Origin of the sequence: Escherichia sp. WS568 (assembly GCF_046486085.1) — a bacterium.
Lineage (GTDB): Bacteria > Pseudomonadota > Gammaproteobacteria > Enterobacterales > Enterobacteriaceae > Escherichia > Escherichia coli.
On record NZ_JBJQMC010000021.1, the window covers coordinates 68,876 to 87,645 of the forward strand.

Sequence of the window (18,770 nt, forward strand, 5' to 3'; positions counted from 1 at the left end):
AATCAGACGCCAGAACAAATATTCTGGCGTCTCAGAGAAAAGAATCTTATTAATTCCCTGTTACTTTATAACTTCTTAATCACTTCATTGATGGTATTTTATATGTTTAAAAAATCTGTTTTATTTGCAACACTATTATCTGGCGTTATGGCATTTTCCACCAATGCAGATGATAAAATAATTCTGAAACATATCAGCGTCTCGTCAGTATCAGCATCACCGACAGTTCTTGAGGATGCCATTGCTGATATGGCCAGAAAATATAATGCTTCATCCTGGAAAGTCACATCGATGCGAATTGATAATAATTCAACCGCAACAGCAGTATTGTATAAATAAGGATGTTTACAATGGAGAAATACCTGCACCTGTTAAGTCGGGGAGATAAAATTGGCCTGACATTGATTCGTCTGAGTATTGCGATTGTTTTTATGTGGATTGGGTTATTAAAGTTTGTCCCTTATGAGGCAGACAGCATTACACCATTCGTCGCAAACAGTCCACTAATGTCGTTCTTTTATGAACACCCAGAAGACTATAAACAGTATCTGACTCACGAAGGCGAATACAAACCAGAAGCAAGAGCATGGCAAACGGCTAATAATACCTATGGTTTTTCCAACGGTCTTGGCGTCGTGGAGGTGATTATTGCTCTGCTGGTTTTGGCTAATCCTGTCAATCGCTGGTTAGGTTTATTGGGTGGGCTGATGGCATTTACCACGCCGCTGGTAACACTCTCATTTTTAATCACCACTCCGGAAGCATGGGTACCCGCATTGGGTGATGCTCATCATGGTTTCCCTTATTTATCCGGTGCTGGTCGTCTGGTATTGAAAGATACTCTGATGCTGGCAGGAGCTGTCATGATAATGGCAGATTCGGCGCGGGACATTCTTAAACAACGCAGTAATGAATCCAGTTCAACGTTAAAAACTGAATATTGATAATCCGAACACTGTCTGTTGTTCACTTTTTCAGGCGTCAGGCTTTCCTTGCTAATGGGTGAAGCCTGACGCCATATTACCTGAAACAGGACAATGTAAGGTTCAATATAACTCCCTTATTAAAACATTTATGTCATCTCAGGTAAAATAAGTGATTAATATCAACCATGTGTTTTTACAGCAAGACAACCACGAACAAACTCAGGATTAAAATGTTTTACCGATTCGCCAACATAACCCAAATCTAGCGAACTAATTTGCGCCATTTCTTTCTCTGTCAGTGAGAAATCCCAGATAGCAAAATTTTCTTCGATACGCTGTTGATGTGTCGATTTCGGAATAACGACCACTCCCCGTTGAATATTCCAACGCAGAATGACTTGAGAAATCGATTTTTGATGGGCATCTGCAATACTCTGAAGCAGATTATTTTCAAAGGGTTTATGTCGTCCACCACCTAACGGAGCCCATGCTTCAGGCTGCACGTTATAATACTTCATGGTTGCCAGCGCCTCTGGTTGGGCAAAATAGGGATGCAACTCGACCTGGTTGACCATCGGTTTAACTCTTACCGTTTCACAAAAGTTCGCCAGAACATGAGGGTAGAAATTGGAAACCCCAATCGCTTTTAATTTGCCCTCTTCATAGGCATCTTCGAGTGCACGCCACGCACTAAAATAATCGCGCATGGCCTGGTGCAATAAATAGAGATCGAAGTATTCTAGCCCCGATTTTTTTAATGATGCTTCAATACCTGCTGCTGCAATATCCTGATTCAACATATCCTGCACCCACAATTTAGACGTTATAAATAACTCTTCTCGGGTACATAAACCTTCAGATATGGCTTCACGAACGGCTTCACCGACGGCATCTTCATTACCGTATACCGCTGCAGTGTCGATGAGTCGATAACCCGTGCGGATAGCATTCAACACTGACTGTTTACACACGTCTTTATCGGTAACCTGAAAAACACCAAATCCCATCATCGGCATTTTCAGATTGTTACTTAATACGGAAAATTCCACTGTCAGTCCCTCCATTAGGTATGAACAATGAGTCTACGTTAAAACGTAACCTCAAATTAGTATGTGGATTTTGATATCACTTATGCAAAAAATTCATTAATAATGTAGGACTGAAACCTCTCTATTTTTGGGGCAATGAAGCAGACGCTATCAGTGCTTTTGCCTTGGGACTTGCTGTTTTTGATACACTTAGGGCCCAGGACATAACGAAAATGTGCGATATGACAAAGAATTAACGGAGTATGTGATGATCAGGCAGAAGATTCTACAGCAGCTCCTGGAGTGGATTGAGTGCAATCTTGAGCACCCTATTTCAATCGAAGATATCGCACAGAAATCTGGCTACAGCAGACGCAACATCCAGCTTCTGTTCCGAAATTTCATGCATGTGCCTTTGGGAGAATACATTCGCAAACGAAGGCTTTGTCGTGCCGCCATTCTTGTCCGGCTCTCCGCGAAATCTATGCTTGATATTGCACTCTCTTTGCATTTTGATTCACAGCAATCATTCAGCCGAGAATTTAAAAAGTTATTCGGCTGCTCTCCCCGTGAATACCGCCACCGTGATTATTGGGATCTCGCAAATATCTTCCCTTCTTTTTTAATACGTCAACAGCAAAAGACGGAGTGTAGATTAGTCAACTTTCCTGAGACACCTATTTTTGGCAATTCATTTAAATATTATATTGAAGTGTCGAATAAATCACCGGATGAAGAAGTCAAACTGCGACGTCATCATTTAGTCAGATGTATGAAGAATTTTAAGACGGATATCTATTTCGTCTCCACGTTCGAACCGTCAACAAAATCGGTCGATTTGCTCACAGTTGAAACTTTTGCCGGTACGGTATGCAAAGAAACCGATTCAGAGATGTCGAAAGAGTGGACAATTAACCGAGGACTGTATGCCTCTTTCCGCTATGAAGGTGAGTGGGAGCTCTACCCTGAATGGACGCGAAACCTCTATCTGATGGAATTACCCGCCAGGAGGTTAGCCAGAATGAACGGCAGTGATATTGAGCGATTTTATTACAATGAAGATTTCGTAGAAAAGGATAGCAATGATGTTGTTTGCGAAATATTTATCCCTGTTCGTCCGGTTTAGTTATCGCTATATCTAAATGAATTTATAACGAGACTACTGTCAGGCAATTCAATAAATAATGGCGTTGAAGATGTCAACGCCATTATTGTTTATTAGAATGTTACTTTCATACTCTTAATATTATTTCATCGCCTCCTCGCCCGTTGCCGTATTGGCATCCACCGCGGTAATGGTCACAGTCACTGGTTTCATTTCATACCCTCCATATGTCAAAGAGTTGAATGTGAATGTGTATGTACCTGGCTTGTTGGTACTAAATGTACGCGTGATTTTTCCGCTCACGAAATGGTCATTTTTCGACGGCAGGAATTGATAATCCTTCTCCGTCACTCCTTCCGGAGCCTCAATGTCGACCCACACATTCCCCCCAACAGGGTTATTTGCCGAGAACAGGGTAACCGTCATTGTTGCGGTCTGTACCCCATCCGCCACCAGAGAAGTCACATCAGATGATGCGGCGAGCACCGCGTTTTTATCATCCGCGACGAATTTAGATTCAGCAGTTTTCGTCGATTCCTGACCGTTGGCCTGTTCCACTTTCGCCGTGAGTGTATATTTCGCCGCGACAGTGGTCGTGGCGGTGAAAATAGCCTGCCCTTGCTCATTAGTTTTCGCCGTCCCATCGGGATCCAGAGCTAAATTTGCCGGGCTGGCAGTCAGCGTCACCTCGCTATCTTTCAACAGGTTGTTATTGGCATCAGTCACCGTAACTTTATACGTCTGTTTGGCTTTGCCGTCCGCCAGAGCATAGTTGCCAATCACCTCAATACCGGAGACGGTTGCGGTAGTCTTATCGGCTACAAACGTTATAGTCTGCGCATCCGAAGGCTGGTCATTTCCTGCCGATGCCGTGATCTCATAGGTTCCGGCAGTCACGGAAACCACCTGCAACTCTGCTTTCCCCTCATCGTTGGCTTTCACCCAGACATTATCGCCTGTAAGCGGCTTGACACCCCGGGGCAGATTAAAGGTCACCAGGCTCCCTGGAACAGGGTTACCATTTTTATCCTCAACGTTCGCCGTCAGCGTAAAGGCATCTTTGCCGTTTGCCACTTTTTGAGCAGCGGCGTCTACCTGCAGGTTTGCCTGACCGGTGCTGGCATCCGCGTTGAATTTCACCGTGACCGTCTTCTGAGAGTTTTTCACCGCGGCCGCGATTTCAAGTTCCCCTGCAACGGTTGATATCAACTCAATATCCGCTTTACCTGCCGCATTGGTTGTTACTGTATTCCCCGTCTTGCTGGTCACACCCTGCGGTAAAGTCAGCGTAACTTCTTGCCCCTGCAACGGGTTACCATAGGTGTCCACAACGGTCAGGGTTACCTGGTTAGTCGACTGTCCATTTGCCAGCTGGTTATCAACCTTCACTGTCATATCACGAATCTCAGCCTTAGATGCGTCACCAGCAACATTCAGCACCAGTGGTTGAGCAACGGCATTTTGGCCGTTCACGCGCGGCATGACTGATAGCTGGCCTGCAGCCGATCCCAGCGTTAAGGTCGCCACGTAGACCCCATTACTTTGCTCTGTCCAGCTTCCTGCTGAAGGTCGCTCTGATCCCGTGCTGGCGGCACCGCTAAACACTGGTGCATCGAGCTTCAGGCCACTAACAGGGTTCCCATACGCATCCTTCGCGGTGAAGGTAAGTTCCGTCGTCGCTTTGACGGTCGGAGCCTTATTGTCCGCAACAAGCGTAGAGTTCGCTGATGACATCTCTCCGGCAATAACAGTCAGCTGCGCGGCTTCGGTGGCTGCTGGCTGGCCGTTGAATAGCGGCATGACGAGAAGCTCACCCGTCTTTCCACCTGTTGTCAGCGTAGCGACATAGGAACCATCACCTTTTTCGGTCCAACTGGAAACAGTCGCCCCTTCAGACGCAGCACCCGTCAGGCTTGCCGACAGGGAAAGACCACTGATAGCGTTGCCATGTGCATCTTTTGCAATAAGCGTTACGGTTGTGCTTTCACCGGCTTTTACGTGATCTTCTGCGACAGAGACTTTCGACTGGTTTGAAGATAATGCATCAGCCACCACGGTTACTTTTGCCGCATTTGCTGCCGCATCCTGTCCATTTAGCTTCGGCATAACGTCTAATTCACCCGCCGTAGAGCCGAGAGTAATCTGCGCAGTCCACGTTCCATCACCATTATTTGTCCAGCCAGATGCCGTAGAACCTACAGCCGCAGCACCCGCTAATGACGGCGCTTCCGGCGTGAGGCTGGTCACAGGGTTGTCATAGGCATCTTTTGCCGTCCAGATTGCCGTAACTGTACCGCCAACCACCGGTTTATCAGGATTCAGGGTGATGGACGAATGTGCTGCATCAAGCGGCCCGGCAACAAACTTCAGCGTTTGTTGTAATGTGCCCAGCTGATACTGCTCGCTGAAGGCACGCACAACAACGTTTCCGGCACGGGTCGAAGAAACCGTGGCGCTGTAAACCCCTGGTTTTATTTCCGAAATGGCACCAACGGTTACACCATTAGTGTCTTGCGGAACAAGTCGCAGGCGGCTGGCTTCTCCCGTCACCGGGTTACCATCAGTATCCACCGCAGTAAGCGTCAGCGTGTGGGATTGCTGACCATCAGCAACCACATCACCTGACGGCTCGTTAGCGCTCAGGGTGGAGTTTGCCACATCCATCATCGTGGCCCGCAGTTCTGCAGTGACAGTTTTGCTCATGTCATCAACGCTAACAGTAATCGTTGCCTCACCTGACTGCGTTCCGGTAGTAAAGACAGACTGATACACCCCTGCTTCAGTTTCGGTGAACTCACCCAGTGTTGGCTGTGCCTGTGATTTAGTGGCCTTCAGGGTACGAGTCACAATATTTCCAGCTGGCTTGAACGTCAGCTCAGTCTTGATCTGATCTTTCATGCCCGTGACTGGCTGCCCCTCGGCGTCTCGCAGAGAAAGCACCAGTGGCTTTTGCTCACTACCGTTAGCAAGCATTTGAATACGGCTCTGACCGTCAAGCGTTAACGCCGTGCGCTCGGCACTCATACCTGCTCCGGTAATGACCACCTCTGTCTGCACGCGTTTTGAGGCATTGCCTTTGTTATCGTAGGCAACCGCAGAAATCGCATAATAATTGTCTTTGCCTGCCTGGTAAGCCGGGAGCGTCACTTGCCACTGATTACCCTGCCCCGTAATTTTTCCGCCTGCGGCCAGCAAAGACGGCGCTTCCCATTGAACATTTTTCAGACCGTGAGTTGCTTTACTCACCACAAGTCCCAGGGAAACCGTCTGCCCGCCCTTACCTGCAATACGGTCAGGCAGAGCAATACGGATCACTTCAGATTTGCGATACTCAAGAACGATGTTGTTATTACGCTCAACCAGGTCATAGCGGCTGCCTGCCAGCATTCGACGCTCGCGAATGCTATCCGTATCGAGTTGTTTCGCCAAAGGTTCGCCAATTCGGTAGTTAACTTCCAGGCCAAAGCGAGTGTCATTCTCACCGCTCTTGCCCTGCTTATGCCCGGCGCTCAGTGTCAGAAGAGGCACTGGTGTATAGGTTACCTCGGCAGAAATAGCATGCGGGTCTTTCTGGCGTTTATCTTTACCAAACAGCCCGACTTCATCGCCATAATACTGTTCATACATCAGGCTTGCGCCAAGCTGCGGCCAGGCAGGTAAATAGCCCTCTGCGCGGATATCCCAACCATTCGCCGGGCGTTCCTGATAATCCTCAATATCCGGCGATTTTTTCCAGCCAGAAGCCCGAATATAACCATTGGCGCTCAGTTTCAAATAATCGCGCCAGTATTCCGCACCAACACCAATGCGGGTATGACTACGGGATAAATCATGATCGATAAAAGTATTCACCCCCGCCATCCAGTCATTTCCTGAAAAATGACGCCAGCCAAAACCAATATTTGACTGAGTACGATCGTCTGTACGATGTATTGCCCCCTGAGTGAACAACATATTTGTCGGCGTATCATAAATCGGATAAAGCATTTCCAGCGAAGAATCCTTCAGCGAGAAATCTTTATCGACATTCAGTTTGACGCGCGCTGTACCATATTTCCCGAGCCACTCCTGTATTTCCTGGTTAGCTTTAGCGGTGGCCATTCCGGTAATAAAATTACGTGTCGCATCGCTATCTGGCTGACTGCTTAAAAATGTCCCGGCATTTGCGGCAAACGACGCGACATTTTTCTCCACGTTACTATCAGCAGTTACCGTAGTATTTCCCATGCTCAACCGTGGCTGAACCGCATGCTGCGCACGTGCCGCCATTACTGGGGTAAAGGTGACAGCGAGTGGAAAAAGAACCTGAACAGAGATATTTGCCCACGCCACGCAGCGGGCCAGAACTGAATAACGAAATTGTGGTTGTTTATGACCTGTTTTATAACGTGACATTGAGATAATTTCCTGATGAACGAATTAACGAACATAGGCAGACACAAATAATGGCGTCTGCTTGTCAGAAAAACCGGGGATTTCCCGGTTTCCTTTTCCGCAGAAAAGGAAATACCTTTATGTAAGAAAGTACACCGCCACCTAATATATCCAGTGCCTGGAGCCACTCATCAGGTGGTTGGGCGCGGGATTATATTTTTATTTATGAGTAAAAATTTAGCTTTTTGTGCAAGTCATTAAATAGATACCTAAGTTATATTTCTTACTCTGCGGACAGTGAATAATTCATTATTCAGAGTGAATAATAATGACCTGCCTTTAATTAGCAACTATTGGAAATACGTCGAAGTAGGTATATACGCCAGGATAAACCAATATATTTTTTATGGATATTCATTTTCCTTCATCGGACTGTAAATTGCGGGAATATCGAACTTGCACGACTAATCTCAACCCTCAAACAGATTTATGAATTTTGTTCATAACCCCTGACAAATCCTGCCGTCTAATCGAGCTCTTCCCTTTACGTTATGCTTCTCATGAACGATAACGGAAGGATAACACCATGCAAAAAGTAAAACTGAACAACGGTATTGAAATGCCCCTGTTGGGCTTTGGTGTATTTCAGATGACCGATGCCGCCGAATGCGAAAGAGCGGTCATTGACGCTATTAACAGCGGTTATCGACTGATTGACACCGCCGCCTCTTATCAAAATGAAATCCAGGTCGGGAACGCACTGAAACAAAGCGGTATCGCCCGTAACGAACTCTTTGTCACCACGAAACTCTGGTTGCAGGATACCAGTTACGAAGGGGCCAAAGCCCAGTTCGAACGCTCTCTGAATCGACTGCAACTTGATTACGTTGACCTGTACTTGATTCACCAGCCATATGGCGATGTCCACGGAGCCTGGCGTGCCATGGAAGAGCTGCAACAGGCCGGTAAAATTCGCGCTATTGGCGTCAGTAACTTCCATCCTGACCGACTGGCAGACCTTATCGCTTTTAATAACGTCGTTCCGGCGGTAAACCAGGTTGAAGTTAACCCTTTCAATCAGCAGCTACAGGCCGTTCCCTGGATGCAAAGTCGTGGCATTCAGCCAGAAGCCTGGGCACCGTTTGCGGAAGGGAAAAATGGTCTGTTCCAGCATCCTGTTCTCACGGCAATTGGCGAGAAGTATGGCAAAAGCGTGGGCCAGGTTGTTCTGCGCTGGATCTACCAACGAGGCATTGTTTCACTGGCAAAATCAGTGCGAAAAGAACGCATGGAAGAGAACATCAACATTCTCGATTTTGAACTCAGCCCTGAAGATATGCTGCAAATTACCGCCCTGGATACCGCAACCAGCGCATTCTTCTCTCACCGCGATCCCGCAATGGTGGAATGGCTGACTGGCCGCAAACTTGATGTTTAAGCCGCGATAAAAGAGGTATTCATTCAATGCAAAAACGTTATCTGGGTAAATCCGGACTCGAAGTCTCCGCCCTTGGGCTCGGTTGCATGGGCTTAAGCCACGGCTACGGCCCGGCGACCGATACCCGTCAGGCTATCGAACTTATTCGTGCTGCGGTTGAACGTGGCGTCACCTTCTTCGATACCGCCGAAGTGTATGGTCCGTATCTGAATGAAGAAGTGGTCGGCGAAGCCTTAAAACCGTTTCGTGACCGCGTGGTAATTGCCACTAAATTCGGTTTTACCTTCGGCGATGATAATAAGCAGCAGATTTTAAACAGCCGTCCGGAACATATCCGTGAAGCCGTTGAAGGATCATTACGTCGTCTGAAAACAGATGTTATTGACCTGCTGTATCAACACCGTGTTGATCCAGATGTTCCTATTGAAGATGTTGCAGGAACGGTGAAAGACCTCATCGCAGAAGGTAAGGTCAAACATTTCGGCCTGTCTGAAGCAGGAGCACAAACCATTCGTCGTGCACATGCGGTACAACCTGTCACCGCCCTGCAAAGCGAATATTCCATGTGGTGGCGTGAGCCTGAACAGGAAATTCTGCCGTTGCTGGAGGAACTGGGAATTGGTTTTGTCCCCTTCAGCCCACTAGGTAAAGGTTTCCTGACAGGGGCGATTAAGCCGGGAACCACTTTCGGCAAAGATGATTACCGCAGCACCGTACCGCGTTTCGCAGCACAAGCCATTGAAGCCAATGAAAAACTGGTCACCTTGTTAGGTGAACTGGCTGCGGAGAAAGGGGTAACGTCTGCACAAATCGCACTGGCATGGCTATTAGCACAAAAGCCGTGGATTGTTCCCATCCCTGGCACCACTAAACTGAACCGGCTGGAAGAAAACCTGGCCGCTGCTGACATTGTTCTTTCGCAGAAAGATACGCAGCAGATAACCGAGGCGCTGGAAACAATTAAAATCGTCGGTGAACGTTACTCGCCTGAACATCAGGCACGCGTAGGCCGCTAATACCCAAACGGGTCCAGGATAAAGGACCCGTTATTCGGTGTAGCGAAGCGCATCGATCAACAGCGCAAAAGCTGGCGGATGCTGCTTGCGGCTGGGGTAGTAAAGATAATACCCAGGAAAAGTTGGACACCACTCCTGTAACACCTGAATAAGCTTGCCTGACTTTATATACTCCTGAACCATGTCTTCAGGGACACAAGCGATCCCAAACCCTGATAACGCGGCATCAATTCTTTCTGGCAATGGACTACACGTCAGTTGCCCATCAACCTTAACGCGAAGCGGTTTCCCTTCTCGCTCGAACTCCCAGTGGTAAAGCCCACCGGCAGTTGGCAAACGCATGTTGATACAGCGATGATTTTGTAGCTCATGAGGCGTTTCAGGCGCAGGGTTTGCAGCAAAATACGCCGGAGCTCCCACCACAGCCATCCGCATATCAGGTCCAATCCTGACTGCAACCATATCTTTATCAACATTTTCACCCAGTCGTATCCCGGCATCAAAACGGCCTTCAACAATATCGACAAAACCGTTATCCACCACCAGTTCGACATTGATTTCGGGATACTCTCTGAGAAAAGGTTTTAGCTTCGGCCAGACCAGACTTCGCGCGGCATGTTCCCCGGCAGATAACCGAATATTCCCGGAGGGCGTGCTGTTCAATTGAATAAGTGATTCCAGTTCCTGTTCAAGCTCGTCAATACGCGGTTCAAGGCAGGCAATGATTCTCTCCCCCGCTTCTGTGGGAGCCACACTGCGGGTAGTCCGTGTCAGGAGGCGGATATTGAGCCTTTCCTCCAGAGCCTTCATTGCATGGCTAAGTGCAGACTGAGAGACGCCGAGTTTGCCCGCTGCTTTGGTAAAACTTCGCTCTCTTGCCACCACAAGAAAGATTTGCAGTTCGTTGAAGTTTTCTTTGAGCATTGGCGATTTCCTTGTAGAAGCATCCTCTTCACAGACACTCATGAAGGGGGGCATAGATGCTATTATTTTAACCACATTATTAGTAACAATGATAATCTGGCTGTATCGAAAATAATTCTAAACTTTCAGGAGATTTATTATGAATAAACGTATCCTCACGATTGCGCCATTCTTCTTACCGATATTCTGACACACATCATTAACTTTCTATTTTTACTCTTTTCTCCACCATAAAATCAATAAAAGCACGAACTTTAGAGGGCATTCTCACCCGTGATGAAACATATATATAAAATCCAGGAAATGAAACGGCCCAATCCTCAAGAATCGGCTGTAACTTGCCCGCATTGATATGTTCAGCGATTGCAAAATCCAGATGTTGAATGATACCCGTTCCATTCAGCGCCATTCGTATCATGCTTTCGTCATCATTAGAAATATACTTACCTGACACCTCTATTTCGAACTCTTCATTACCCCCCACAACATTCGAAAACTCCCATGCTGAGAGTGCACCGCTACTTTTATGCCGCAACCGAAGACAATTATGGTTACTCAATTCCTGAGGAGTTTCAGGAATACCGTGTTCTTTTAAATAATCTGGCGATGCCACAGTAACCAGTTTAATAAGCGGAGAAACAGGAACGGCAGTCATATGCTCATCCAGTCCTTGCTCAAGACGTATGCCCACATCACAGCCGTCCGCAATAATGTTAGATAAACCGTCATCCATAATGAGTTCTATCTTTGTTTTGGGGTAACGAGTAAGAAACTCGCCAATATGAGGCTCAACAAGCATCCTTGCTGCAACACGGGAGGAATTTATTCTCAACAGTCCTGTAGGTTCAAGTTGGGTATCACCGACATCTTTCAACGCATCATCAATTTGCCCCAAAGCCGACACCAGCACTTCATACAGACGCTGTCCTTCCTCAGTAAGCGACATATTGCGGGTCGTACGGTATATCAGCTTGGTGTTAAGACGTTCCTCAAGAGATTTTAAATTCTGGGACAATGCGGCCCGCGTAATACCCATTTCAGAAGCGGCTCTGGAAAAACTGCCGGCACGAACAATCAGCGCAAACCAGGCAAGAGAAGGCAAAATTGAAGGCTCTATTTTCATCATTGTAAACCTTAACTTAACACTGTGATAGATATTAGACCATTGATGATAACCAATACAAGTCATACTATTACGCCGTTCTCGATATGAACACAAATGCCAGTTGCGGATAATAGAAATGATATTTAAATCTGTTTAGGCAAATCCCTGGAGCTTGAAATGAAAACTGTTTCGATAAAACACACTTACTGGGATATAGCTGCTGATATCTATTTCCCTGACGATTTTAATAGTGAAAAAAAGTATCCTGCCATTATCAGTGCCCATCCAATTGGAAGCTGCAAAGAACAGACATCGGGTAGTGTGTATGGTGCCGCCCTGGCAAAAGCTGGCTTTATCGTCATTGCTTTTGATGCCAGTTTTCAGGGAAGCAGCGGTGGAGAACCGCGTTATCTGGAAGATCCAACAATGCGAGTAAAAGACTTCAGCATTGTCGTTGATTACCTTACTACCTTACCTTACGTTGATGCCGGGCGTATTGGTGTACTGGGTATTTGTGGTGGAGGTGGATATGCCATTAATGCCGCAATGACAGAACGTCGGATTAAAGCCATTGGTACTGTCACGGGTGCAAACTACGGGCGTCTTATGCGTGAGGGATTTACAGCGTTTAATCCTATCGGAGCACTCGAAGCAATGGCGCAACAAAGAACAGACGAAGCTAACGGCGCAAAACTTCGCGTAGATGATTTGCTCCCTTCTTCTCCGGAAGCAGCTCTTGAAGCGGGATTAACAGAAATAGACCTTTTTGAAGCAACAGAATATTATCGTTCGCCACGAGGCTGTGCGCCTAATGGGGTAAATCGTTCGCTATTTTCACATCAGACTGTTGCCGTGGGCTGGGATGCTTTTCATCTTGCAGAAGTCCTGTTAACTCAACCACTAATGGTTGTAGTGGGCGATAGAGTGGGCGCTTTTGGTGCCTATCGTGACGGCTGCGAAATTATTGGCCGCGCTGCCTCAAAACATAAAGAGCTGGTCGTGGTTGAAGGTTATTCACATTACGACCTGTATGATAAGCCAGAACCTGTGAAACAGGCACTCGACAAATTAATTCCTTTTTATAAAACACATTTGTAATAATCTTACAGGGAGATTTCTTATCTCCCTGACATTTATCCTTCATTGACTACACAACAATAATGAAATTACTCAAAAAGAAATTTCATTAAAGAAACAAAAAAGCAGTAACTCAATCATTAAGATTATTAGAAACCCTTTGAAGGGATTATAAATAAAGCCAGAAATCTTGGTTCCAAAGCTGGCAACAACTAACCAGTTAAAACATACGCATTAAAATCAGATAAACATTTGAGGTATTGTTATGACAAATAAACACTCATCATTGTTTTCTCCTTTTATGCTGACAGAAAAAATAAAGCTACGTAATCGTATCGTTATGGCTCCTATGACAACCTGGTCAGCTAATCCTGATGGAACCATCTCTGAGCAAGAACTCGAATTTTATAAACGTCGCTCACAAAATGTTGGTTTAGTAATAACAGGATGCACCTATGTCACGCCAAGCGGCATTGGGTTTACTCATGAATTTGCCGCGTATGACGACCGTTTCATTAACAGCCTTGAAAAGTTAGCAGCTGCAGCCAAAAGTGGCGGTGCTCCGGCTATTTTGCAGATTTTCCACGCCGGTAATAAAGCCATCCCGGAGCTTGTGCCAAATAACGATGTTATTAGTGCCAGCGCATCAAGTGTAAAATCTGGTGACTTTATGAAGAGAGTGGTACAAAGCAGGGAAATGACTGAAAACGAAATTCAGGAAACCATTAGAGCATTCGGAGATGTCACAAAAAGGGCGATTAAAGCAGGTTTTGATGGCGTTGAACTTCATGGTGCGCACGGATTCCTTCTGCAGAATTTCTTCTCCCCTCTATTTAACCAGCGTAATGACCGATGGGGAGGAGATCTTGAAGGACGTATGCGCTTCCCGCTGGCCGTATTACAGGAAGTAAAAAATGTAGTCTATGAATATGCGACAAAGCCCTTTGCTATCGGTTACAGAATATCTCCTGAAGAATCTGTAACAGGGGGGCTGCGGATAGAGGATACTTATAAACTCCTTGATCGGCTCATTTCATCCGGTATTTCGTATATACATACCTCGCTGGTCAGTATTAACGATAGCTACCCTGTTGAGTCGCCAAATGGCCCCCGAACAATTGAATTGATTTTAAATCATATTGCAGGCAGAGTGCCGGTAATCGCCGCAGGTAAAATACGCACACCGTCTCAGGCTCAAGAAGCAATTTCCGCTGGCCTGCCACTTGTTGCGATCGGTAAAGGGCTGGTGATAAATCCAGAATGGGTGACTTTAGCTGAATCAGGTAGAAGTCATGAAATTCAAACAGCCCTTAATCCACAACGCGTTCCTGAATTAACCATTCCGGATAAACTATGGGATCAAATTCAGGCATCGAAAGGAACTGGCTGGTTTCCGTTAATAGATTAAATATCGATTACTCTCCCGAGAGTAAAACTATCAAATCAATGAGTAACCGATACAGCCTCACAAATTCTTTCAGATAATTAACCCGTCACTGCGGCACGTTCTCTCGTAAGGCGTGCCTGCAGTGTAATCCAGTATGTGTCCGGCATAGTTGACGGTTTAATAGAACTCAATTCCTCTCCCAGGTCACCAACAACGATATCTTGTATAACACCCCAGGAGATACGACATTATGATGAGATGCGATATGCTCCTCAGCGCCAATCAACGCCAGGGCTGGGCCAGTCTTGAGATCAGACTCATTCCCGAAACTGACTTCAGGCGACATATATCAATGACGTTGGTGCAATAAAAGATAGCCGATGTAATACATCTATTCAAATTTGTGATACATGTCAAAAAATTGGTTGACCAAACTCGTTATTTATATAAGGGCACTTACGAAGTGCACTCTTTTTTAAAGCGAGGAAGTACCAATGAAAGAGAATAAAGTACAGCAAATCAGTCATAAACTGATTAATATCGTTGTTTTTGTCGCAATTGTAGAATACGCCTATTTATTTCTCCATTTCTATTAATAACGGCAATAAACTGTTCACTTCAGTGATATTTAAAATATGCATCCTCTCCCTTTTTTGTAAGTAATTATTATATCCGTGGGAGAGGAATATACGCTGTCAGGTAATCAATCAAACTGCGATAAATCATCGGCCAGTAAAGTGGAGATAGCCTCCATTCTCGAAAAATCCATACTCTCAGCGAAACCATCATCAATCACTCATCCAGGCGTTTATGGGAGCGTAGCCAATGGCTGCTAACAATGCCAGACTTCCCCGTTGCCGAAATTCCACATCCCACAAATAGTCACAGGGATTGGGTGTTGAAATGATCCGGATGAGCATGTATCTTTATGGTTATGTTATAACATAACAGGTAAAAATGATGAAGCCCAATATCCATCCTGAGTATCGTACTGTGGTGTTCCACGACACCAGTGTTGATGAGTACTTTAAAATCGGCTCGACTATCAAAACAGACCGTGAGATTGAGCTGGATGGCGTAACGTATCCGTACGTAACAATTGATGTCTCTTCAAAATCGCACCCGTTCTATACAGGGAAGCTGAGAACAGTGGCATCAGAAGGAAATGTTGCACGATTCACCCAACGTTTTGGTCGTTTTGTTAGCACGAAAAAGGGGGCGTGATGAAAGTCCTTAACTCTCTGCGTACCGCAAAAGAACGCCATCCAGACTGTCAGATTGTGAAGCGAAAAGGACGGCTGTATGTGATTTGTAAATCTAATCCACGTTTTAAGGCCGTTCAGGGTCGTAAGAAAAAACGTTGATTTAAAATTCGACGAATTAACGATATTTGTCTGATTAATAATCAGACCGGATTAATGTTGGTGTATTTATTACACCAGCATTAATTTTCCTGGGGATGTATCTTCCTGTTCATTTAAGGTCAACTGCCTGACGTTTCTCTCCGAATATTCCATTATATTAATGTTGACTTGTTGACCAGCTTCGCCCTGTATGCTGGCATCAACTCTATTTTAGACTGAACACGTCACTCAGTTTCCTCCCTTTGCGACGCAGCCTGCATTTACACTCAAACTATTAAGATGATAAATGTGGTAAATCTGTTGGTACTGGCATAAAAACGTTTGCGCCACAGGAACGGACTGATCCATCGGTAACCCCATCACCGACGTTCGAGTGCCAGTTAGAGTAACGCGCACAGATGACTGAATGCAGTGCCCTGGCAAAGAGGCCATCGTTCCTGTGACAACTGGCAGTCTTCGTTTAACTTCACTTAATTTGGCTCTTAGGGGGCTTACCGACATGATGACGTACTTACACCTGTTTAATTTTTCATCACTTATTGGAATGAACACCCATAACCATTTTGTGCGGCATGTTAACCCATTAAAACGCCTTACTGATTGGCAAATCATCTTTAATTATGACTCATGATAGTTTTATATTCTATTTCTTATCATTTAAACTTGTTTTTTTACTAGTCCATTACACAACACATTAAGACTATTCCTAACACCTCAGGGCAAAGTTCCTGGCTAATATAAAATGCAAGTAAGAATTGAACGTTATATTGCCAATAACCTTATGAAACTGAATGTCTTTTTCTTCTTATCAAAAAAGCAATATTTTCATTTTTTGTAAATATTGACTTAACCATGGAATTCATTTTCTGTTCACATATTGACACTCATCAGGAAAAAAACATAAATTTAAACCTAATCGAAATAATTAAAACTTAATCTCGTTTAACCTATATTGATATGTGCTACGTATCTTATTTACTTCCGATTTACTAAAGAAACTGAATGTACCTGTAAAAATTACAGGTTTGGAAAGTAGTGACATGGCAAAATGATTACAGCAGGGACTATGAGGTTAAAAACCATATGGAATGTCAAAACCGTTCTGATAAATACATCTGGTCTCCCCATGACGCCTACTTCTATAAAGGACTATCTGAACTGATTGTGGATATCGACAGATTAATTTATCTATCGCTGGAGAAAATCAGAAAAGATTTCGTGTTTATCAATCTCAATACGGATTCTTTAACTGAGTTTATAAACCGTGATAATGAGTGGTTATCCGCGGTAAAGGGGAAACAGGTCGTATTGATTGCGGCCAGAAAGTCAGAAGCCTTAGCAAATTATTGGTATTACAACAGCAATATTAGGGGCGTGGTATACGCTGGACTGAGTCGTGATATTAGAAAAGAACTGGCCTATGTGATTAATGGCAGGTTCCTGAGAAAAGATATTAAGAAAGATAAAATCACTGACCGGGAAATGGAAATTATCCGCATGACGGCTCAGGGAATGCTGCCTAAATCGATTGCCAGAATTGAAAATTGTAGTGTAAAGACAGTGTATACCCATCGGCGTAATGCAGAGGCCAAGCTGTACTCAAAATTATATAAGTTGGTTCAGTAAACTCCAGGCAAGTTAGTTTTAAAAAATGACTCACCGGGACTTCATGTCCTCAATTCAACTCGGGAAGAAAAGCAATGAAAAAAAAGGTTCTGGCAATAGCTCTGGTAACGGTGTTTACCGGTACAGGTGTGGCGCAGGCTGCTGACGTAACAGCTCAGGCTGTAGCGACCTGGTCAGCAACAGCCAAAAAAGACACCACCAGTAAGCTGGTTGTGACGCCACTCGGTAGCCTGGCGTTCCAGTATGCCGAAGGCATTAAAGGTTTTAACTCACAGAAAGGTCTATTTGACGTGGCTATCGAGGGTGACTCAACGGCTACCGCCTTTAAACTGACCTCACGTCTTATCACCAACACCTTAACCCAGTTGGATACCTCAGGTTCCACACTGAATGTGGGCGTGGATTATAACGGCGCGGCAGTCGAAAAAACTGGCGATACCGTGATGATCGATACCGCCAACGGCGTACTGGGCGGCAACCTTAGCCCGCTGGCTAACGGTTACAATGTCAGCAATCGTACCACCGCACAGGATGGTTTCACTTTCTCCATCATCAGCGGCACCACCAATGGTACCACCGCAGTAACCGATTACAGCACTCTACCGGAAGGCATCTGGAGCGGCGACGTTAGCGTACAGTTCGACGCGACCTGGACCAGTTAATCTCTCTGATGTACCAGCAGGGGTAGCCCCCCTGCTTTATTCCTGGACGGAATTGTTATGAAAAAGCACCTTCTGCCTCTCGCTTTGCTGTTATCCGGAATATCTCCGGCCCAGGCGCTGGATGTCGGCGATATATCATCGTTTATGAACAGTGACAGCAGCACGCTGAGCAAAACGATCAAAAACAGTACCGACAGTGGTCGCCTCATCAATATCCGTCTCGAACGGCTCTCTTCACCGCTTGACGACGGGCAGGTTATCTCAATGGACAAGCCGGATGAGTTGCTACTCACTCCCGCTAGCTTGCTGCTACCCGCCCAAGCCAGCGAAGTGATCCGCTTCTTCTATAAGGGACCCGCAGATGAAAAAGAGCGCTACTACCGCATTGTCTGGTTTGATCAGGCCCTCAGTGATGCGCAGCGCGATAATGCCAACCGCAGCGCTGTGGCCACTGCTTCCGCCCGCATCGGCACCATTCTGGTCGTCGCACCCCGCCAGGCAAACTACCACTTTCAGTACGCCAACGGCTCCCTGACAAATACAGGAAATGCGACGCTGCGGATCCTCGCCTACGGCCCCTGCCTGAAAGCCGCCAATGGTAAAGAGTGTAAAGAGAATTACTACCTGATGCCGGGCAAGTCGCGTCGTTTTACCCGCGTGGACACGGCGGATAACAAAGGACGGGTTGCACTTTGGCAGGGTGATAAGTTCATTCCCGTGAAATAGATAGCTGTGCAG

General features: G+C 45.8%; 17 protein-coding genes and 1 pseudogene. 13 read left to right on the forward strand and 5 right to left on the reverse strand.

Going from position 1 to position 18,770, the window contains the following annotated elements; all coding sequences use genetic code 11:
- Positions 1–102: 102 nt before the first annotated feature.
- Positions 103–339, forward strand: a complete 237-nt coding sequence (gene rclB, locus ACJHWR_RS19990) for a reactive chlorine resistance periplasmic protein RclB (protein ID WP_000474078.1) — start codon at positions 103–105, stop codon at positions 337–339.
- Positions 340–350: 11 nt separating this feature from the next.
- Positions 351–944 carry a reactive chlorine species resistance protein RclC gene (gene rclC, locus ACJHWR_RS19995; RefSeq protein ID WP_001361806.1) on the forward strand — a complete coding sequence of 198 codons (594 nt, stop codon included), beginning with the start codon at positions 351–353 and terminating at the stop codon, positions 942–944.
- A 161-nt stretch (positions 945–1,105) separates the two neighbouring features.
- Here rclC and ACJHWR_RS20000 read toward each other — a convergent pair whose 3' ends face one another.
- Entirely contained in the window at positions 1,106–1,975 is an 870-nt protein-coding gene (locus ACJHWR_RS20000; RefSeq protein WP_012311960.1) for an aldo/keto reductase, read from the reverse strand.
- A 247-nt stretch (positions 1,976–2,222) separates the two neighbouring features.
- Between ACJHWR_RS20000 and ACJHWR_RS20005 the strand changes: the two genes are divergently transcribed.
- Entirely contained in the window at positions 2,223–3,080 is an 858-nt protein-coding gene (locus ACJHWR_RS20005; RefSeq protein WP_000621000.1) for a helix-turn-helix domain-containing protein, read from the forward strand.
- A 120-nt stretch (positions 3,081–3,200) separates the two neighbouring features.
- Here the strand turns inward: ACJHWR_RS20005 and fdeC are convergent, their stop codons facing one another.
- Positions 3,201–7,454 (reverse strand): inverse autotransporter adhesin FdeC, encoded by a 4,254-nt coding sequence (fdeC, locus tag ACJHWR_RS20010; protein ID WP_000092565.1) that lies wholly within the window; start codon positions 7,452–7,454, stop codon positions 3,201–3,203.
- Positions 7,455–8,019: 565 nt separating this feature from the next.
- Here fdeC and ACJHWR_RS20015 point away from each other — a divergent pair.
- Both ACJHWR_RS20015 and ACJHWR_RS20020 read left to right on the forward strand, forming a co-directional pair.
- Positions 8,020–8,871, forward strand: a complete 852-nt coding sequence (locus ACJHWR_RS20015; protein ID WP_001174452.1) for an aldo/keto reductase — start codon at positions 8,020–8,022, stop codon at positions 8,869–8,871.
- Between the two features lie 26 nt (positions 8,872–8,897).
- On the forward strand, positions 8,898–9,887 hold the full coding sequence (locus ACJHWR_RS20020) for an aldo/keto reductase (protein ID WP_001172285.1): 990 nt from the start codon (positions 8,898–8,900) through the stop codon (positions 9,885–9,887).
- 30 nt (positions 9,888–9,917) lie between these two features.
- On the opposite strand, the gene ACJHWR_RS20025 is transcribed toward ACJHWR_RS20020, so the two are convergent.
- Both ACJHWR_RS20025 and ACJHWR_RS20030 read right to left on the reverse strand, forming a co-directional pair.
- The gene (locus ACJHWR_RS20025; protein ID WP_012311907.1) at positions 9,918–10,811 is read right to left on the reverse strand and encodes a LysR family transcriptional regulator; all 894 of its coding nucleotides are present in this window, start codon (positions 10,809–10,811) and stop codon (positions 9,918–9,920) included.
- A gap of 199 nt (positions 10,812–11,010) precedes the next feature.
- The gene (locus ACJHWR_RS20030) at positions 11,011–11,937 is read right to left on the reverse strand and encodes a LysR family transcriptional regulator (RefSeq protein WP_001328123.1); all 927 of its coding nucleotides are present in this window, start codon (positions 11,935–11,937) and stop codon (positions 11,011–11,013) included.
- A gap of 156 nt (positions 11,938–12,093) precedes the next feature.
- On the opposite strand from ACJHWR_RS20030, the gene ACJHWR_RS20035 reads away from it, so the two are divergent.
- The 5 genes from ACJHWR_RS20035 to ykgO all read left to right on the forward strand — a co-directional run bounded on the left by ACJHWR_RS20035 (position 12,094) and on the right by ykgO (position 15,744).
- Positions 12,094–13,014 (forward strand): alpha/beta hydrolase, encoded by a 921-nt coding sequence (locus tag ACJHWR_RS20035; protein ID WP_000860032.1) that lies wholly within the window; start codon positions 12,094–12,096, stop codon positions 13,012–13,014.
- A 244-nt stretch (positions 13,015–13,258) separates the two neighbouring features.
- Positions 13,259–14,401, forward strand: coding sequence for an NADH-dependent flavin oxidoreductase (locus tag ACJHWR_RS20040; RefSeq protein ID WP_000182354.1), 1,143 nt, complete (start codon positions 13,259–13,261; stop codon positions 14,399–14,401).
- A 473-nt stretch (positions 14,402–14,874) separates the two neighbouring features.
- Positions 14,875–14,976, forward strand: coding sequence for a small membrane protein YkgR (gene ykgR / locus ACJHWR_RS20045; RefSeq protein WP_000662258.1), 102 nt, complete (start codon positions 14,875–14,877; stop codon positions 14,974–14,976).
- A gap of 364 nt (positions 14,977–15,340) precedes the next feature.
- Positions 15,341–15,604 carry a type B 50S ribosomal protein L31 gene (locus ACJHWR_RS20050; RefSeq protein WP_000803998.1) on the forward strand — a complete coding sequence of 88 codons (264 nt, stop codon included), beginning with the start codon at positions 15,341–15,343 and terminating at the stop codon, positions 15,602–15,604.
- The gene (gene ykgO / locus ACJHWR_RS20055; RefSeq protein ID WP_000866436.1) at positions 15,604–15,744 is read left to right on the forward strand and encodes a type B 50S ribosomal protein L36; all 141 of its coding nucleotides are present in this window, start codon (positions 15,604–15,606) and stop codon (positions 15,742–15,744) included. The genes ACJHWR_RS20050 and ykgO overlap by 1 nt, the downstream gene beginning before the upstream one ends.
- Before the next feature lie 34 nt (positions 15,745–15,778).
- Here ykgO and ACJHWR_RS20060 read toward each other — a convergent pair.
- A pseudogene (locus ACJHWR_RS20060) lies at positions 15,779–15,953 on the reverse strand (hypothetical protein).
- 874 nt (positions 15,954–16,827) lie between these two features.
- On the opposite strand from ACJHWR_RS20060, the gene ecpR reads away from it, so the two are divergent.
- The 3 genes from ecpR (at position 16,828) to ecpB (ending at position 18,758) form a co-directional block, all read left to right on the forward strand.
- Positions 16,828–17,370, forward strand: a complete 543-nt coding sequence (gene ecpR / locus ACJHWR_RS20065; RefSeq protein ID WP_000389022.1) for an ECP biosynthesis operon DNA-binding transcriptional regulator EcpR — start codon at positions 16,828–16,830, stop codon at positions 17,368–17,370.
- A 74-nt stretch (positions 17,371–17,444) separates the two neighbouring features.
- Positions 17,445–18,032 carry a common pilus major fimbrillin subunit EcpA gene (ecpA, locus tag ACJHWR_RS20070; protein ID WP_000730983.1) on the forward strand — a complete coding sequence of 196 codons (588 nt, stop codon included), beginning with the start codon at positions 17,445–17,447 and terminating at the stop codon, positions 18,030–18,032.
- A gap of 57 nt (positions 18,033–18,089) precedes the next feature.
- The gene (gene ecpB, locus ACJHWR_RS20075) at positions 18,090–18,758 is read left to right on the forward strand and encodes a fimbrial chaperone EcpB (protein ID WP_000716409.1); all 669 of its coding nucleotides are present in this window, start codon (positions 18,090–18,092) and stop codon (positions 18,756–18,758) included.
- Positions 18,759–18,770: the final 12 nt, after the last annotated feature.

Bases quoted from the DNA above. Each gene is read 5' to 3' on its own strand.
- rclB (WP_000474078.1), top strand. From the start codon at position 103: ATGTTTAAAAAATCTGTTTTATTTGCAACACTATTATCTGGCGTTATG.
- rclC (WP_001361806.1), top strand. From the start codon at position 351: ATGGAGAAATACCTGCACCTGTTAAGTCGGGGAGATAAAATTGGCCTG.
- ACJHWR_RS20005 (WP_000621000.1), top strand. From the start codon at position 2,223: ATGATCAGGCAGAAGATTCTACAGCAGCTCCTGGAGTGGATTGAGTGC.
- fdeC (WP_000092565.1), bottom strand. From the start codon at position 7,454: ATGTCACGTTATAAAACAGGTCATAAACAACCACAATTTCGTTATTCA.
- ACJHWR_RS20015 (WP_001174452.1), top strand. From the start codon at position 8,020: ATGCAAAAAGTAAAACTGAACAACGGTATTGAAATGCCCCTGTTGGGC.
- ACJHWR_RS20020 (WP_001172285.1), top strand. From the start codon at position 8,898: ATGCAAAAACGTTATCTGGGTAAATCCGGACTCGAAGTCTCCGCCCTT.
- ACJHWR_RS20025 (WP_012311907.1), bottom strand. From the start codon at position 10,811: ATGCTCAAAGAAAACTTCAACGAACTGCAAATCTTTCTTGTGGTGGCA.
- ACJHWR_RS20030 (WP_001328123.1), bottom strand. From the start codon at position 11,937: ATGATGAAAATAGAGCCTTCAATTTTGCCTTCTCTTGCCTGGTTTGCG.
- ACJHWR_RS20035 (WP_000860032.1), top strand. From the start codon at position 12,094: ATGAAAACTGTTTCGATAAAACACACTTACTGGGATATAGCTGCTGAT.
- ACJHWR_RS20040 (WP_000182354.1), top strand. From the start codon at position 13,259: ATGACAAATAAACACTCATCATTGTTTTCTCCTTTTATGCTGACAGAA.
- ykgR (WP_000662258.1), top strand. From the start codon at position 14,875: ATGAAAGAGAATAAAGTACAGCAAATCAGTCATAAACTGATTAATATC.
- ACJHWR_RS20050 (WP_000803998.1), top strand. From the start codon at position 15,341: ATGAAGCCCAATATCCATCCTGAGTATCGTACTGTGGTGTTCCACGAC.
- ykgO (WP_000866436.1), top strand. From the start codon at position 15,604: ATGAAAGTCCTTAACTCTCTGCGTACCGCAAAAGAACGCCATCCAGAC.
- ecpR (WP_000389022.1), top strand. From the start codon at position 16,828: ATGGAATGTCAAAACCGTTCTGATAAATACATCTGGTCTCCCCATGAC.
- ecpA (WP_000730983.1), top strand. From the start codon at position 17,445: ATGAAAAAAAAGGTTCTGGCAATAGCTCTGGTAACGGTGTTTACCGGT.
- ecpB (WP_000716409.1), top strand. From the start codon at position 18,090: ATGAAAAAGCACCTTCTGCCTCTCGCTTTGCTGTTATCCGGAATATCT.